General features: G+C 71.8%; 9 protein-coding genes and 1 riboswitch. Of the genes, 7 read left to right on the top strand and 2 right to left on the bottom strand.

What is annotated here, in order from left to right; genetic code table 11:
- Positions 1-31: 31 nt before the first annotated feature.
- Both IF78_RS0104860 and IF78_RS0104855 read right to left on the bottom strand, forming a co-directional pair.
- Complete coding sequence (locus tag IF78_RS0104860; RefSeq protein WP_031477284.1) at positions 32-4,306, bottom strand: nSTAND1 domain-containing NTPase; 4,275 nt, start codon at positions 4,304-4,306, stop codon at positions 32-34.
- Positions 4,293-4,649, bottom strand: a complete 357-nt coding sequence (locus IF78_RS0104855) for a CU044_2847 family protein (protein WP_063762133.1) — start codon at positions 4,647-4,649, stop codon at positions 4,293-4,295. Before IF78_RS0104855 ends, IF78_RS0104860 begins: the two co-directional genes overlap by 14 nt.
- 199 nt (positions 4,650-4,848) lie before the next feature.
- A riboswitch (cobalamin riboswitch) is annotated at positions 4,849-4,988 on the top strand.
- 102 nt (positions 4,989-5,090) lie between these two features.
- Here IF78_RS0104855 and IF78_RS0104850 point away from each other — a divergent pair.
- The 7 genes from IF78_RS0104850 to cobI are packed head-to-tail and all read left to right on the top strand — an operon-like array spanning position 5,091 to position 16,004.
- Positions 5,091-6,032 carry a cobalamin biosynthesis protein gene (locus IF78_RS0104850; RefSeq protein ID WP_031477286.1) on the top strand — a complete coding sequence of 314 codons (942 nt, stop codon included), beginning with the start codon at positions 5,091-5,093 and terminating at the stop codon, positions 6,030-6,032.
- Positions 6,029-7,540, top strand: coding sequence for a cobyric acid synthase (locus IF78_RS0104845; protein WP_031477287.1), 1,512 nt, complete (start codon positions 6,029-6,031; stop codon positions 7,538-7,540). Before IF78_RS0104850 ends, IF78_RS0104845 begins: the two co-directional genes overlap by 4 nt.
- Positions 7,537-11,208, top strand: a complete 3,672-nt coding sequence (gene cobN, locus IF78_RS0104840; RefSeq protein WP_031477288.1) for a cobaltochelatase subunit CobN — start codon at positions 7,537-7,539, stop codon at positions 11,206-11,208. Before IF78_RS0104845 ends, cobN begins: the two co-directional genes overlap by 4 nt.
- Positions 11,205-13,211: a putative cobaltochelatase gene (locus IF78_RS0104835; protein WP_031477289.1), complete on the top strand. Its 2,007-nt coding sequence runs from the start codon at positions 11,205-11,207 to the stop codon at positions 13,209-13,211. The genes cobN and IF78_RS0104835 overlap by 4 nt, the downstream gene beginning before the upstream one ends.
- Complete coding sequence (gene cobO / locus IF78_RS0104830; protein ID WP_031477290.1) at positions 13,211-13,810, top strand: cob(I)yrinic acid a,c-diamide adenosyltransferase; 600 nt, start codon at positions 13,211-13,213, stop codon at positions 13,808-13,810. Before IF78_RS0104835 ends, cobO begins: the two co-directional genes overlap by 1 nt.
- Complete coding sequence (locus IF78_RS0104825) at positions 13,807-15,273, top strand: cobyrinic acid a,c-diamide synthase CobB (RefSeq protein ID WP_031477291.1); 1,467 nt, start codon at positions 13,807-13,809, stop codon at positions 15,271-15,273. The genes cobO and IF78_RS0104825 overlap by 4 nt, the downstream gene beginning before the upstream one ends.
- On the top strand, positions 15,258-16,004 hold the full coding sequence (cobI, locus tag IF78_RS0104820) for a precorrin-2 C(20)-methyltransferase (RefSeq protein ID WP_031477292.1): 747 nt from the start codon (positions 15,258-15,260) through the stop codon (positions 16,002-16,004). The genes IF78_RS0104825 and cobI overlap by 16 nt, the downstream gene beginning before the upstream one ends.
- Positions 16,005-16,012 lie beyond the last annotated feature (8 nt).

Genomic DNA, 16,012 nt, shown 5'->3' with positions numbered 1-16,012 from the left:
CCGCCCTGCGGTGGTCGCCCAGCGGCGACTATCAGCAGGGCGGATCCATGTCCGCGTCCTCGGGGGCGTTCAAGGAGGACTGGCGGAGTGCTTCTCGGACGTCAGGAGGCTGGGGTCCGAGGCGGCCGCAGAGGTAGGTGGGGGAGCCGTTCGCCAGGGGCCTGAGGTCGTAGTCCAGGAAGCCGGTGTCGGTGAAGCCGCGCAGACGGTTGCCGGTGAGGCTCCAGACATGGGATTGCGTGTTCAGTGTCATCAGCGGGGCCGACCCGTCTTCCTCGTCCCACAGCTCCGGCTTTCCGCCCCCGCTGTCGCTGGGGACCACCACGAGCCGCCCGCTCCTGTCGTACAGCCCGACGAACCCCGCGTCACCGGTGAGGAGGCGCGGTTCTCCGTGCCCCGGTGTCCACAGCTCGACGCCTCTCGTCGTACTCACCGCCACGGCGACGCCATCGGATCTGAACACCGCCTCCGGGTGCCCCGGTGCCTCGACCACAACACCGAAATCGGTGTCCCACTCGGGGTCGCTCTGCCCCCGCCGCCAGACCTCCGCCTGCCCGCCGGCTCTCAGCACGAACACCTCGTCGTCGTTCTCCGGCCGCCCGACGGCCAGCACACACGCACGCGGGTTCGGAGTGCTTCCCGGGGGGCAGTCCACGTGGGGAAGAGGGGTCACGTTGCCGCTGTGCCCGTGCAGCACCGACAGTCCGCTTTCCTGCAAGAGCAGGAAATCCCTCTCCCGGTAGCGCTGCACGTCCTGGATCACGAAGCGATGACCTGTGGTGGACGCGTCCGCATCCCGGTGGGTGACATCCGTGGTGTTGAGCAGTTCCCAGGCGTCTTCGCGCCAGATGAGGAGAAGGCTGCCGTCCTGGCTGAGGACGACGCTCTCCGAGAACTCTCTGGAAGGCTTCATGGGCACCGTGCCGTGCCGGGTTTCCTTCGCGTCGTCATACACGACTGCATGAAGCACATACTGCTCGCCGTCGTCGCCCACTTGACGCAGCTGCGCGGTGACGCCGGGAACCGATACATGGTCGGAGTCCCTCACATCCGCCTGGTCGGTGTCCCACGCGGGCAGGGGTGTCGGGAGAGCTGCGAACCTGAGGAGGTCTCGGCCGAACGCGCTGAACACGACGACTTCCCCGGCCTCCTTGACGACGCACAGCGCGTCCGTTGACATCACCTTGGGCAGCACCAGGTACGAGCGGTTTCCGGTGACGAGATCCTGCAACTGCACAGGACCTGTCTCGAGCACGCTCCTCTCCAGCCGTAAGCGCTCGTCGAGCCTCCCCTCCTGTACCAGAAACCGACCGGCGCAGTCGGTGTCGAAGGAGTAGTCGGCAGGCCACTTGCCCTTGATTTTCCGGTCGCTCGACGTACTGAGCTGCGCCTGCCAGAAGGTGTCGTCCTTCGTCAACATCCCGAGAGAACGTCCACCCGTGCCCAGCGTCGCGCTGTACAGCCCTTCTCCGAGGCGCTCGTTCGGGTTCGCGCGCACCGCCTCGGCGTCGTCGCTGTAGACGGTGACGGTCACTTCGCCCGTGCCCCGGTTCCGCAGGGCGGCCTCGCCCAGACACTCGTCCGGCTTCAACAGTCCGTCAGGAGGTTGGTGGCCCCGGCCTTTCACCTTCACACCGCTGAGAGATACGACGCGCAGCCGCTCCCTCAAGTCATCCGGACCACAGAGCGGGTCGCCCGACGCGTGCTCGACAGCGTGCAGCAGCCGCCCGCCGTCCGGCGAGAAGTCCAGGGTCAGCGAGTCCTCGGCATCCGGCGGCGAGTCCCACTGCCACCTCTGCGTCGGAATCCGGTCCGTGTCCAAGGGACCCGTCAGATCCCAGATCCGAAGCGTCCCGTCCGCCGACGCGGCCGCGGCCTTGCGCCCGTCATCACTCACCGCCACCTCATCGGCCGCGTCCGGTGGATCCGGCAGCCTCACGCTCCGGGGTGCGTTGCCGAGGAGGTCGCTCACGACGTACACCTGGTGACCCACCTCCGTTCCCTCGTGCCGCACGACCATCCGGCGACCGTCCGTCGAGGCCGCGAGCTGCAGCACTCTCCCCGAGGGGAAGATGCGGTGTGCGGAGCTCAGCGAGGAGAGCTCGAACCCCTGGCGGGTCAGCGCCGCCCGTGCCTCCGCGCTGCTGCTGGTGGTGCGGCCGGCCGACAGCGCGAAGAGGGCGGCGTCGACCGGATTGCGCTCCGCGCTGGCCTCCGCGTGCCCGGCGAGAATCCGCGCGGCTTCGTCCTTGTCCCGTCGGCCGTCCTCGTCGATGAGCTTGTAAAGCCCGAAGGAAAGCCCGACAGCCAGCACCGTCAGACACGCGACCAGCGCGACCCCGGTCCGCCCCCGCCGCACCGACCGCCTCCGCTGCAGCCGACTGAGGCGCACGAACTCCGCCTCCTCGGCGGAGACTTCGTCCGGCCGCTGAACTGCCCAAGTCCTGGCGGCCGCCAACTCCTGCTGTCTCAAGAGCAGGTCGGGGTCTCGGCCGCCCTCCTCCCACTCCCGCATCCGTCCACGCAGCCTCTCGAGCCACACGATGAAGTCCCGCGACTCGTCCAGCCAACCCCGCAAGGTCGGCCACTGGCGCAGCAGCGCCTCGTGGGCCAGGGCCACCGTCTCCCGGCCGGAGCTGTCGCGGGCGATGACCAGGAGGCGGGTGGCGGCCAGGGCCTGGGCGGCGGTGCGGAGTTCGGGTGGGAGGTGGTCGAAGGCGCGGGCCACGCGGGCGTACTCCTTGCCTTTGACCGGCCGGGCGAGGCGTTCGAAGAGGCGGCGGGCGACCGTCTCGTCGGGGCCGCCCGGGGCCTTGCAGACCTGGGCCAACTGCTGGTCGGCATAGCGGGACAGCGCGCCCTCGACCCGGCCGATCTCCCGGTACGCGGCATGGGTGAGGCGGCCGTGCGTCTGCCGCTCCCACAGTTCGGCGAGCGCGAACTCCACCAGGGGAAGGGCACCGGGCTCGCCACCCGCGTCGGAGACGATCAGTTCCGCCAGGCCGGGTTCGAACTCCACGCCGGGAACCGTGTCGACGGGGCGGCGCACCACCTGGTCGAGCTGGGCGGGGGTCATCGGCGCGACCATCTGGACGGTGCCGCTCAAGGCCGCCGCCCGGCCGTCGGCGACCAGTTCCTCGAGGGAGGCCGAGCGCAGGGTGGCCAGGATGTGCAGGCGGCGGCCGTCCGGGTGGACGGCGCGGGTCATCGGCAGGAGGACGTCCAGCAGGGCGCGGGCGTCGGCGGGGCGTGCCCCGACCGTCTCCTCGAACTGGTCGAGAAGGATCACATGGCCCCTGGGGCCGGCCTCGTCCAGGAGACGGGCGCCGAGCAGTACGGCCGTCTCCCTGCCTCGGGTGGCGGCCGTGGCGGCGTCCAGTTGCCCCGCCAGCCGCTGTGTCCTCGGGAACTGTCCGGCGAGCGCCTCTGCCAGTGTCCGTACCGGATCCGTCTCCGGCTGCCCCACGAAGTCCGTCACGGTCAGGCCCGCTGCCCGCAGCAACGGCAGGACACCGGCCCGCACGAGTGACGACTTGCCCACCCCGGACGCCCCGGCGACCGGGACGAAGGCGTGGGCGCGGACCGCCTCCGCGATGCGTGCGCTGTCGTCACGCCGGGCGAAGAAGAGGGCCGCGTCCTGTTCACGGAAGGGTTCCAGCCCTCGGAACGGGCAGCGGCGCAGGCCTGGTTCCAGGCCGAGCAGCAGGGCGGTGGGGATGAGGTAGGCGGTGCGCGCGCCGGAGCCGACATCCGCGGCCACGGTCATGCCGACCACCCCGCCCTGCTCGGTGTCCCACACGGGCGCCCCGCTGAAGCCCTGGCCGATCGCCGGGCCGTGCGGCGTCTCCTGGGCCTCCATGGACGTCCAGCCCTTGCCGACCGGTGCGCGGAGCCGACCGCACACCCAGACCCCGTGGTCGTCGGTCCGCAGCGGGAAGCCCAGCACGCGGAACGGGTGGTCCCACACGGCCGTACCGCCCGCGAAGCGCACCGGGGCGGTGCCCGGGACGGGCTCGGCGAGGGACAGCAGGGCGATGTCGCCGCTGCCGTCCTCGGTGACGGCGCGCCAGTGCGTGACCGTCGCCCGCACCTGGGCGGAGGACGGCGTCAGGAGAGGGAAGTCGATGGTCACGGGAGCGGCAGGCGGGGCCGGTTCGGCCTCGTCCAGGCCGAGCGCGTCCGCCACGACATGGGCGCAGGTGCACAGCGTTCGCTCCGCGATCAGGAAGCCGCAGCCGGTGACGCGGCCGTCCTCGCCCCAGAACCGTGCGATACCCCGCGGAAGTTCGTCGTCAGCGGTCGCCATCGCGCTGCCCCGGCACGCCCGATCCGGTGGGATTCGTCCACTCCATGCTCACGGTGAAGTGGGCCTCCGTGGAGCCCCGTGCCACCACGACCCCCGCCTCGGCGCTGAGTGTGATGCCGAACTCCACGGTCACCGATTCCGGCGGTCTCGGCAGTTCCCGGGCACCGTCCACGACCGCGCCGAGGGCGGGACGCACCCGGGCGAGCGCCTGTTGGAGTGTTTCGGCCGCTCCCGCCACGACACCGCCACGGGAGACTCGCTGGACCCCGGCCGGCCCGTCCCCGGCCACCTCCAGCAACACGACCTGCCCGTCGTCCAGCAGCATCTCGCCCACGTACGCCACAACCCCGGCCCTCCCCCTCGGCGCGTGTCATCTCGATCCCGTATTGCAGGACGCCACGCACCGTGCCCGCAAGGCACAGCCCCGGAGTCAGCTCATGTGGGTGAGCGCACGGTGACGAAGGGGGTGTGAAGGGGCACGCCCGCTCGGCGGTGTGGGGTTGTGCACACTCCCCCACCGCAGGTCAAAGGCAAGTTGACGCCCCTTCCGACCCCATGGTGGACTGCCGGAGCCATGTACGACGGCAGGAGAGGAAGCCGGTGTGAATCCGGCGCGGTCCCGCCACTGTCACCGGGGTAGATAGCCCCGGGAGCCAGGAACTCTCGCCGTCGGTCTCGTCGAACCAGGGCGTGGACACCCTGAGTGAGGACATAACGCGATGCTCGCCTGCCGATCGACATGCAGTGTCAGACCCTTGTCTGAACCGACGGTCGGCTGACCCCGATGCGTGCCGATCGCGTCTTCGCGTACGGCGCCGCCGCCGGACTTCTCGGTGATGTGCTGCTCGGTGATCCGCGTCGCGGGCATCCGGTCGCCGTGTTCGGACGGGCCGCCGGGGCCGTGGAGAAGGTGTTGTGGCGGGAGCACCGGGGGTGGGGCGCGCTGCACACCGCCGTGTGTGCGGGGGGTGCCGTGGCGCTCGGTGCCGTGGCGCAGCGGGTCGTACGTCCGTCCCGTACCGCTTCCGTCGCACTGACCGCCGCCGCCACCTGGGCCGTTGTCGGCGGAACCTCTCTCGCGCGGGAGGCCCGGAGTATCGGGCGGGCCCTGGAGGCGGGGGACGTCGAGGCCGCCCGGGAGCGGCTGCCGCATCTGTGCGGGCGGGATCCGCAGGCGCTGGATGCCGACGGCATCGCGCGGGCCGTGGTCGAGTCCGTCGCCGAGAACACCTCCGACGCCGTGGTGGGAGCCCTCGTGTGGGGGGCCGTCGGTGGTGTGCCGGGGCTGGTCGGGTTCCGGGCCGTGAACACGCTGGACGCCATGGTGGGGCACAAGTCGCCGCGGTACCGGCGGTACGGGTGGGCTTCGGCTCGGCTCGACGACGTGGCGGGGTGGCCCGGGGCGCGGCTGACCGCCGTGCTCGCCGCCGTCGCCGGTGGTGATCCGCGGGGGGCCGTGCGCGCCTGGCGTGCCGACGCCGACCGGCATCCGAGCCCCAACGCCGGGCCCGTGGAGGCCTCGTTCGCGGGGGCGCTCGGGGTTCGGCTCGGCGGGACCCTGTCGTACGGCGGGCGGATCGAGCACCGGCCTGTCCTCAACGGGGCGGGGCGGGCCGTCGCCGTCCACGACATCGAGCGGGCCGTACGGCTGTCCCGGCGCGTCGGTTGGCTCGCGCTCGGCGTCTGTGTCGCCGCGCGCCGGATCGTGAAGGGGCGTACGTCATGACGGGCGGGGGGCTTCTCGTCGCCGGCACCACCTCCGACGCCGGCAAGAGCGTCGTCACCGCCGGGATCTGCCGGTGGCTGGTGCGGCAGGGGGTCAAGGTCGCGCCCTTCAAGGCGCAGAACATGTCCCTCAATTCGTTCGTGACCCGCGAGGGCGCCGAGATCGGGCGGGCTCAGGCCATGCAGGCGCAGGCCTGCCGGGTGGAGCCGACCGCGCTGATGAATCCCGTGCTGCTCAAGCCCGGTGGTGAGCAGAGCAGTCAGGTCGTGCTGCTCGGGAAGCCGGTGGGTGAGCTCAGTGCGCGTGGCTATCACGGTGGCCGGCAGCAGAAGTTGCTCGGGACCGTGCTCGACTGTCTCGCCGAACTCCGGGGCACGTATGACGCGGTGATCTGTGAGGGGGCCGGGAGCCCGGCGGAGATCAATCTCAGGCGGACCGACATCGTGAACATGGGCATAGCGCGCAATGCCGGGCTGCCCGTGCTCGTGGTCGGGGACATCGACCGCGGCGGCGTCTTCGCCTCCTTCTTCGGGACCGTGGCGCTTCTCTCGCGGGAGGACCAGGAACTCGTCGCCGGGTTCCTGGTGAACAAGTTCCGCGGGGACGTGTCCCTCCTCGAACCCGGCCTCGACATGCTCCACGGGCTCACCGGACGCCACACCTACGGCGTCCTGCCCTTCCAGCATGGCCTCGGCATCGACGAGGAGGACGGACTGCGGGTCTCCTTGCGCGGCACGGTGCGGGAGTCGAACGTCGCCCCGCCCGTCGGGGAGGACGTGCTGCGCATCGCCGTGTGCGCGATTCCGTTGATGTCCAACTTCACCGACGTGGACGCCCTCGCCGCCGAACCCGGCGTCGTGGTGCGCTTCGTGGACCGGCCGGAGGAGCTGGCCGACGCGGACCTGGTCGTGATCCCCGGCACCCGGGGAACCGTCCGCGCCCTGGAGTGGCTGCGGGAGCGCGGGCTCGCGGAGGCGATTCGGCGCAGGGTCGCCGAAGCACGGCCCGTCCTCGGCATCTGCGGTGGCTTCCAGGTGCTCGGCGAGCACATCGAGGACGAGGTCGAGAGCCGGCGCGGGCATGTCGAGGGGCTCGGGGTGCTGCCCGTGCGGGTGCGGTTCGCGCGGGAGAAGACCCTCACCCGGCCCGTCGGCGAGGCCCTCGGGGAGCCCGTCGAGGGGTACGAGATCCATCACGGGGTCGCCGACATCACAGGGGGCGAGCCCTTCTTGGACGGCTGCCGGGTCGGGCAGACCTGGGGCACCCACTGGCACGGCTCGCTGGAGTCGGACGGTTTCCGGCGGGCCTTCCTGCGTGAGGTGGCGGCCGCCGCGGGCCGTCGCTTCGTGCCGGCCCCCGACACCTCGTTCGCCGCGCTGCGTGAAGAGCAGCTCGACCGGCTCGGCGATCTGATCGAACAGCACGCGGACACGGACGCGCTCTGGCGGCTCATCGAGTCGGGCGCGCCGCAAGGACTGCCTTTCATTCCACCGGGAGCGCCCGCATGAGCACTGTGTTGTTGTTGTCGACCGCCGACACGGATCTGCTGGCGGCCAGGGCCGCCTCCGGTGCCGACTACCGGATCGGCAACCCGACCCGCGTGGACGTCGAGGCCGAACTGCCCGCGCTGCTCGACGGCGCGGACATCGCCGTCGTACGGCTGCTGGGCGGCAAGCGGGCCTGGGAGGACGGGCTCGCCAGGCTCAAGGCCTCGGGCGTCCCGACCGTGCTGCTGGGCGGCGAGGCCGTGCCGGACGCGGAGTTGATGGCCGAGTCGTCCGTCCCGGCCGGTGTGGTGGCCGAGGCGCTGAAGTACCTCGTCGAGGGCGGACCCGCCAACCTCACCGAACTCGCCCGGTTCCTCTCCGACACCGTGCTGCTGACGGGCGAGGGGTTCGTCGAGCCGCAGAAGATGCCGGAGTACGGCGTCCATGGCGAGCGTACGTTCGTCGAAGGCCGTCCGACCGTCGGCGTGCTCTTCTACCGGGCCCATGAGCTGAGCGGCAACACCGCCTTCGTGGACACCCTGTGCGACGCCGTCGAGGCGCACGGCGCCAATGCCCTGCCCGTGTACTGCGGTTCGCTGCGTGGGGCCGATGCCGGGCTCTACGAGATCCTCGGAAAGGCCGACGCTCTCGTCGCCACCGTCCTCGCGGCCGGCGGCACGCACGCCTCGCAGGCCTCGGCGGGCGGCGACGAGGAGGCCTGGGACATCGGCAGGCTCGCCGAGCTCGACGTGCCGGTGCTGCAGGGCCTGTGCCTGACCTCCTCGCGCGCCGCCTGGGACGAGTCCGACGCCGCCCTGTCCCCCATGGACGCGGCGATGCAGGTCGCGATCCCCGAGTTCGACGGCCGTCTCGTCACCGTCCCGTTCTCCTTCAAGGAGCAGGGACCGGACGACGTTCCCGTGTACGTGGCCGACCCCGAGCGGGCCGCACGCGTCGCCGGGATCGCCGTACGGCATGCGCGGCTGAAGCACAAGGCGAACGGCGACAAGAAGCTCGCGCTCGTCTTCACCGCCTACCCGACCAAGCACTCGCGCGTCGGCAACGCGGTCGGCCTCGACACGCCCGCGTCGGCGGTGCGCGTCCTGGACGCGCTCCGGGACGCCGGGTACTCGCTCAGCGAATACCCCGACAACGGCGACGAGTTGATCCACCGCCTCATCGAGGCCGGCGGTCACGACGTCGAGTGGCTGACCGAGGACCAGCTGGCCGCCGCGCCCGCGCGCGTGCCGCTCGCCGACTATCGGGCGTGGTTCGACAAGCTCGACCCGGAACTCAGGGACGCGATGCTGGAGGCGTGGGGCGAGCCGCCGGGGTCGCTGTACGTCGACGGGGAGGACATCGTCCTCGCCTCGCTCCAGTTCGGGAACGTCGTCGTGATGATCCAGCCGCCGCGTGGCTTCGGTGAGAACCCGATCGCGATCTACCACGACCCCGACATGCCGCCGTCGCACCACTACATGGCGGCGTACAGGTGGCTGGAGGCCGCAACATCGGAGGGGGGGTTCGGCGCCGACGCCATCGTGCACATGGGCAAGCACGGCACCATGGAGTGGCTGCCCGGCAAGGGACTCGGGCTCAGCGGCGGCTGCGCGCCGGACGCCGTCCTCGGCGATCTGCCGCTGATCTACCCGTTCATCGTCAACGACCCCGGCGAGGGCACCCAGGCCAAGCGCCGTGGCCACGCCACCGTCGTCGACCACCTCGTGCCGCCGATGGCCCGCGCCGACACCTACGGCGACCTGGCCAAGCTGGAGCAGCTGCTCGACGAGTACGCGCTCGTCTCCGATCTGGATCCGACGAAGGCACCGGCGGTGCGCGCGCAGATCTGGACGCTGGTCAAGGCGGCCGAGCTGCACCACGACCTGCATGTCGACGAGCAGCCGGGCGACGACGACTTCGACGAGTTCGTCATGCACATCGACGGCTATCTGTGCGAGATCAAGGACGTGCAGATCCGCGACGGTCTGCACATCCTCGGCGGCGGACCGGCCGGCGAGCCGCGCGTGAACCTCGTGCTCGCCGTGCTGCGCGCCTCCCAGGTGTGGGGCGGCCAGGCGAACGCGCTGCCGGGGCTTCGGGCGTCGCTGGCCGAGCATTTCGGCCTGGTCGAGAAGGAGCTGCTCGCCGAGCCGGGCGCGCCGGTGAAGGTTCCGGTCGAGCTGAGCGACCTCGTCGAGGGCCCGTCCCGCACGGCGGCCGACGCCATCGACCTGCTGGAGCAGCTGTGCCGGCGGATCGCGGAGGGGATGGAGGAGCGGGGCTGGGCCGTCGCCGAGAGCCGGGAGATCATCCGCGCGGTCCTCGGCAGCGAACTCCCGGACGCGGTCGCCGTGTTGGAGTTCGCCTGCAAGGAGGTCGTGCCGCGCCTCGCCCGCACCACCGACGAGATCGGCCACATCCTCAAGGCCCTCGACGGCGGCTACGTCCCGGCGGGTCCGTCCGGTTCGCCGACGCGTGGACTGGTGAACGTCCTGCCGACCGGCCGGAACTTCTACTCCGTCGACCCCAAGGCCATCCCGTCCAGGCTCAGTTGGGAGGTCGGGCAGTCGCTCGCGGACTCGCTGGTGCAGCGGTATCTGCAGGACACGGGTGAGTACCCGAAGTCCGTGGGCCTCACGGTGTGGGGTACGTCCGCGATGCGCACCCAGGGCGACGACATCGCCGAGATCCTCGCGCTGCTGGGCTGCCGCCCGGTGTGGGACGACGCCTCGCGCCGGGTGACCGGCTTCGAGATCATCCCCCTCGCCGAGCTCGGCCGACCCCGCATCGACGTCACCGTCCGTATCTCCGGCTTCTTCCGGGACGCGTTCCCGCACGTCGTCGGGCTCATCGACGACGCCGTCCGCAAGGTCGCCGAGCTGGACGAGCCCGCCGACCGGAACTACGTCAAGGCGCACGCCGACGAGGACACCGCCGAGCACGGCGACCGGCGGCGCGCGACGGCGCGGATCTTCGGCTCGAAGCCGGGCGCGTACGGCGCCGGTCTGCTGCCGCTGATCGACGCCCGCAACTGGCGGTCGGACGCCGACCTCGCCGAGGTGTACGCCGTCTGGGGCGGCTACGCCTACGGGCGCGGGCTCGACGGGCGGGCGGCGCGCGGGGACATGGAGACGGCGTTCAAGCGGATCGCCGTCGCCGCGAAGAACGTCGACACCCGCGAGCACGACCTCGTCGACGCCGACGACTACTTCCAGTACCACGGCGGCATGGTCGCCATGGTGCGCCACCTGACCGGCGCCAACCCCGAGGCATACGTGGGTGACAGCGCCACCCCCGACCAGGTGAAGACCCGCACCCTCGGCGAGGAGACGCACCGCGTCTTCCGCGCCCGCGTGGTCAACCCGCGCTGGATGGCGGCCATGCGCCGGCACGGCTACAAGGGCGCCTTCGAGATGGCGGCGACCGTGGACTACCTGTTCGGCTACGACGCCACGGCGGGCGTGGTCGACGACTGGATGTACGAGAAGCTCAGCGCGGAGTACGTCTTCGACGCCGAGAACCGGGACTTCATGAAGAAGTCCAACCCGTGGGCGCTGCGCGGGATCACCGAGCGGCTCCTGGAGGCCGCCGACCGCGGTCTGTGGGCCGAGCCGGACGCCGACACGCTGGAGCGGCTGCGCGCCACCTACCTGGAGCTCGAAGGCGACTTGGAGGGCGACGAGAAGTGACAACCCCCTTCCCCTTTACGGCCGTTGTCGGCCAGGACGATCTGCGGCTCGCGCTGCTGCTGAACGCCGTGTCGCCGGCGGTGGGCGGCGTACTGGTGCGCGGCGAGAAGGGCACCGCCAAGTCGACGGCGGTACGGGCGCTTTCGGCGCTGATGCCTCAGGTGCCGGTGGTCGCCGGGTGCCGTTTCTCCTGCGACCCGGGCGCCCCCGACCCCGCGTGCCCGGACGGGCCGCACGAGGAGGCGGGCGCTGCCACGCACCGCCCCGCCCGCATGGTCGAACTGCCCGTCGGCGCCTCCGAGGACCGGCTGGTCGGCGCGCTGGACATCGAGCGGGCGCTCGCCGAGGGCGTCAAGGCCTTCGAGCCGGGGCTGCTCGCCGACGCGCACCGCGGAATCCTGTACGTCGACGAGGTCAACCTCCTCCACGACCACCTGGTCGACCTGCTGCTGGACGCGGCGGCGATGGGCGCGTCGTACGTGGAACGCGAGGGTGTGTCGGTCCGGCACGCGGCGCGTTTCCTGCTCGTCGGCACCATGAACCCCGAGGAGGGCGAGCTGCGGCCGCAGTTGCTCGACCGGTTCGGGCTGACCGTCGAGGTCGCGGCCTCGCGGGAGCCCGACCAGCGGGTGGAGGTCGTACGACGGCGGCTCGCGTACGACGACGATCCGGCCGGGTTCGCCGCGCGGTGGGCGGACGAGGAGGCCGCCGTACGGGCACGGATCGTGGCGGCACGGGAACTGCTGCCGTCGGTGCGGCTCGGTGACGGGGCGCTGCGGCAGATCGCGGCGACCTGTGCCGCGTTCGAGGTGGACGGGATGCGGGCCGACATCGTGATGGCCCGGACGGCCACCGCGCTGGCCGCGTGGGCCGGGCGCACGGATGTGCTCGCCGAGGACGTCCGGCAGGCGGCGCTGCTCGCGCTGCCGCACCGCAGGCGGCGTAATCCCTTCGACGCGCCGGGACTCGACGAGGACAAGCTGGACCAAACGCTGGAGGAGTTCGGCGGCGAGGGCGACGAGGATCCCGACCCGGACGGTCCCGGTGGCGGTGGCGGGCAGCCGCCGTCGGAGGGGCCGCAGGGCGAGGGGCCGCAGGGCGAGGGGGGTTCCGGGGCTCGGCCGGAGGCCGGTGACGGTGGCGAGCCGCAGCCCGCGGGGGCCGGTTCGGGCGAGCAGTCCGCCGTACGGGCTGCCGAGCCGTTCCGTACGAGGGTGCTGAGCGTGCCGGGCATCGGTGAGGGTGCCGCCGGGCGGCGTTCGCGGGCGCGGACCGAGCACGGGCGGACGACCGGGGCCCGGCGGCCGCGGGGGACGCTGACCAAGTTGCACCTGGCGGCCACCGTGCAGGCGGCGGCGCCGCATCAGCGGGCGCGTGGGCGGTCGGGGCGTGGGCTGGTGGTGCGCCGGGACGATCTGAGGCAGGCCGTGCGGGAGGGGCGCGAGGGGAACCTCGTGCTGTTCGTCGTGGACGCCTCCGGGTCGATGGCGGCTCGGCAGCGGATGAGCGCGGTGAAGGGGGCCGTGCTGTCGCTGCTGCTGGACGCGTACCAGCGGCGCGACAAGGTGGGGCTGGTGACGTTCCGGGGCGCGGGCGCCGAGGTGGCGCTGCCGCCGACGTCTTCGGTGGACGCGGCGGCGGCTCGCTTGGAGTCGCTGCCGACGGGTGGGCGCACGCCGCTCGCGGCGGGGCTGTTGAAGGCCCATGAGGTGCTGCGGGTGGAGCGGTTGCGGGATCCGGCCCGGCGGGCGCTGGTCGTGGTGGTGACCGATGGGCGGGCCACGGGTGGACCGGAGCCGGTGGTGCTCGCGGGGCGGGCGGCTCGGCTGTTCGCGGCCGAGGGGGTCGCGTCGGTGGTCGTCGACTGCGAGTCCGGGCCGGTGCGGCTGGGGCTGGCGGGGCAGCTCGCGGGTGAGTTGGAGGGTACGGCGGTGACGCTTGACGAGCTGCGGGCGGAGTCGATCGCCGGGTTGGTGAAGGACGTACAGAGGAGGGCCGCGTAATGCCTCAGGGGCAGCCGAGTGTGGTGCCGGACGATGGTCTGACGACTCGTCAGCGCCGTAATCGTCCGTTGGTGGTCGTACACACGGGCATCGGGAAGGGCAAGTCGACCGCCGCCTTCGGGCTCGCTCTGCGGGCCTGGAACCAGGGGTGGCCCATCGGGGTGTTCCAGTTCGTGAAGTCGGCCAAGTGGAAGGTCGGCGAGGAGAACGCGCTGCGGGTGCTCGGTGCCAGTGGTGAGGGCGGGTCCGTCGACTGGCACAAGATGGGTGAGGGCTGGTCGTGGGTGCAGCGCGATCAGCAGATGGACAACGAGGAGAAGGCCCGGGAGGGCTGGGAGCAGGTCAAGCGGGACCTCGCCGCCGAGACGTACAAGCTGTACGTGCTGGACGAGTTCGCCTATCCCATGCACTGGGGGTGGGTCGACACCGATGAGGTGATCTCCGTGCTGCGGGACCGGCCCGGGACCCAGCATGTCGTGATCACCGGGCGGAACGCGCCCGAGAAGCTCGTCGACTTCGCGGACCTCGTGACCGACATGTTCAAGGTCAAGCACCCGATGGACGTGGGGCAGAAGGGGCAGAGGGGCATCGAGTGGTGACTTCTTCCGTCCCTCGGCTGGTCATTGCCGCGCCCTCTTCCGGGAGCGGCAAGACCACCGTTGCCACGGGGCTGATGGCCGCGTTCGCCGCGCGGGGGCTTGCCGTGTCCCCGCACAAGGTGGGGCCGGACTACATCGATCCCGGGTACCACGCGCTCGCCACCGGGCGGGTGGGGCGGAATCTCGACGCGTATCTGTGCGGGCCGGAGTTGGTCGGGCCGTTGTTCCTGCATGGGGCGCGTGGGTGTGACATCGCCGTCGTCGAGGGGGTGATGGGGCTGTACGACGGGGCCGCGGGGGAAGGTGAGCTGGCGTCCACGGCTCATGTGGCGAAGCTGTTGCGGGCGCCGGTGGTGCTGGTCGTCGACGCGTCGTCGCAGTCGCGGTCTGTTGCGGCGCTGGTGCACGGGTTCGCTTCCTGGGATCCGGAGGTGCGGGTCGGGGGCGTGATCCTGAACAAGGTCGCGTCGGATCGGCATGAGGAGTTGCTGCGGGAGGCGTTGGACCAGGCGGGGGTGCCTGTGCTGGGGGTGCTGCGGCGGGTTGTCCAGGTGGACACGCCGTCGCGGCATCTGGGGCTGGTGCCGGTCGCCGAGCGGCGGGCTGCCGCGTTGGATGCGGTTGCGGCGATGGCGGCGCAGGTTTCCGCAGGGTGCGATCTGGAGGCGTTGGTCGCGCTGGCGCGGAGTGCGGGTGCGTTGTCGTGTGCGGCTTGGGACGCGGATGAGGTCGTCTCTTCCTCGCCCCCGCCGCCCCTACCCTCCCCGTCCTCCAGGGGCTCCGCCCCTTCGACCCCGCCAGGGGGCTCCGCCCCCTGGACCCCCGATCGGCCCGAAGGGCCTCGTCCTCAATCGCCGGACGGGCTGGTCGTCGCCGTTGCCGGAGGTTCAGCGTTCACGTTCTCCTACGCTGAACACGCGGAACTGCTCACCGCCGCCGGCGCCGAAGTCGTCCCCTTCGATCCGCTGCGGGACGAACAACTCCCCGACGGCACCCGGGGCTTGGTCATCGGCGGTGGGTTCCCCGAGGTGTACGCCGCCGAGCTGTCCGCCAACGAAACCCTGCGCAAGGCCATCGGTGAATTCGCGCTGAGCGGTGCTCCCGTCGCCGCCGAGTGTGCCGGGCTGCTCTACCTCTGTCGTGAGCTCGACGGGCAGCCCATGTGCGGGGTGCTGGACGCCACCGCGCGGATGAGCGAGCGGCTCACCCTCGGGTACCGGGACGCCGTTGCCGTCAGTGACAGTTCCCTCGCCGCCGCGGGGACGCGGATGCGGGGGCACGAGTTTCACCGGACCGTCGTCGAGCCGGGCTCGGGGGCGGCGCCCGCCTGGGGAGTGCGTACGCCGACGCGGCGGGTCGAAGGTTTTGTACAGCAGGGCGTGCACGCCAGTTATCTGCACACGCACTGGGCCGCACAGCCCGGTGTCGCCCGTCGGTTCGTGGAGAGGTGCCGGACGTCATGAGCAACAGCAGGTTGGTCGGAGTCGGGGTCGGTCCCGGTGATCCGGAGCTGGTGACCGTCAAGGGCGTCAACGCTCTGCGCGCCGCCGATGTCGTAGTAGTACCGGTCATGGACACGGGTGAGCGCGGGCGCGCGGAGGCGACCGTGTTGCACTACGTGCCCGAGGAGAAGGTCGTGCGGGTCGTGTTCGCGCTCAACGAGCGGACCGATCGCGCGCGGCGCGAGGCCGCCTGGGACGCGGCGGGCGAGCGGGTGGCCGAGCTGCTGCGCGGGCATGGCACCGTCGCCTTCGCGACCATCGGCGACCCCAACGTGTACTCCACGTTCACGTATCTCGCCCAGACCATCGGCGAGCTGGTGCCCGACGCCGTCGTCGAGACCGTCCCCGGCATCACCGCCATGCAGGACCTCGCCGCCCGCTCGGGGGCCGTGCTCACCGAGGGGACCGAGCCGCTCACGCTCGTCCCCGTCACGGCCGGATCCGCCGTGCTCAAGGACGCCCTCGCCGGGCCCGGCACCGTCGTCGCCTACAAGTTCGGGCGGCAGGCCGCAGAGGTCGCCGAGGCCTTGCGGGAGACCGGGCGGATCGAGGACGCGGTGTGGGGGTCGGCGCTCGGACTGACGGAGGAGTCGATCCGGCCGGCCGCCGAGCTCGACGGCGCTCCCCTCCCCTACCTGTCGACCCTCATCGCACCCGCGCGGCGCGACGGCGGGCGGGGCGGCAAGCTCTGACGCCCGTA

Origin of the sequence: Streptomyces bicolor (assembly GCF_000719285.1) — a bacterium.
In the GTDB taxonomy this organism is placed as follows: Bacteria; Actinomycetota; Actinomycetes; order Streptomycetales; family Streptomycetaceae; genus Streptomyces; species Streptomyces bicolor.
The sequence above is the reverse complement of the archived record's forward strand: the minus strand, read 5'-3'. Positions and strand labels throughout refer to the sequence as shown.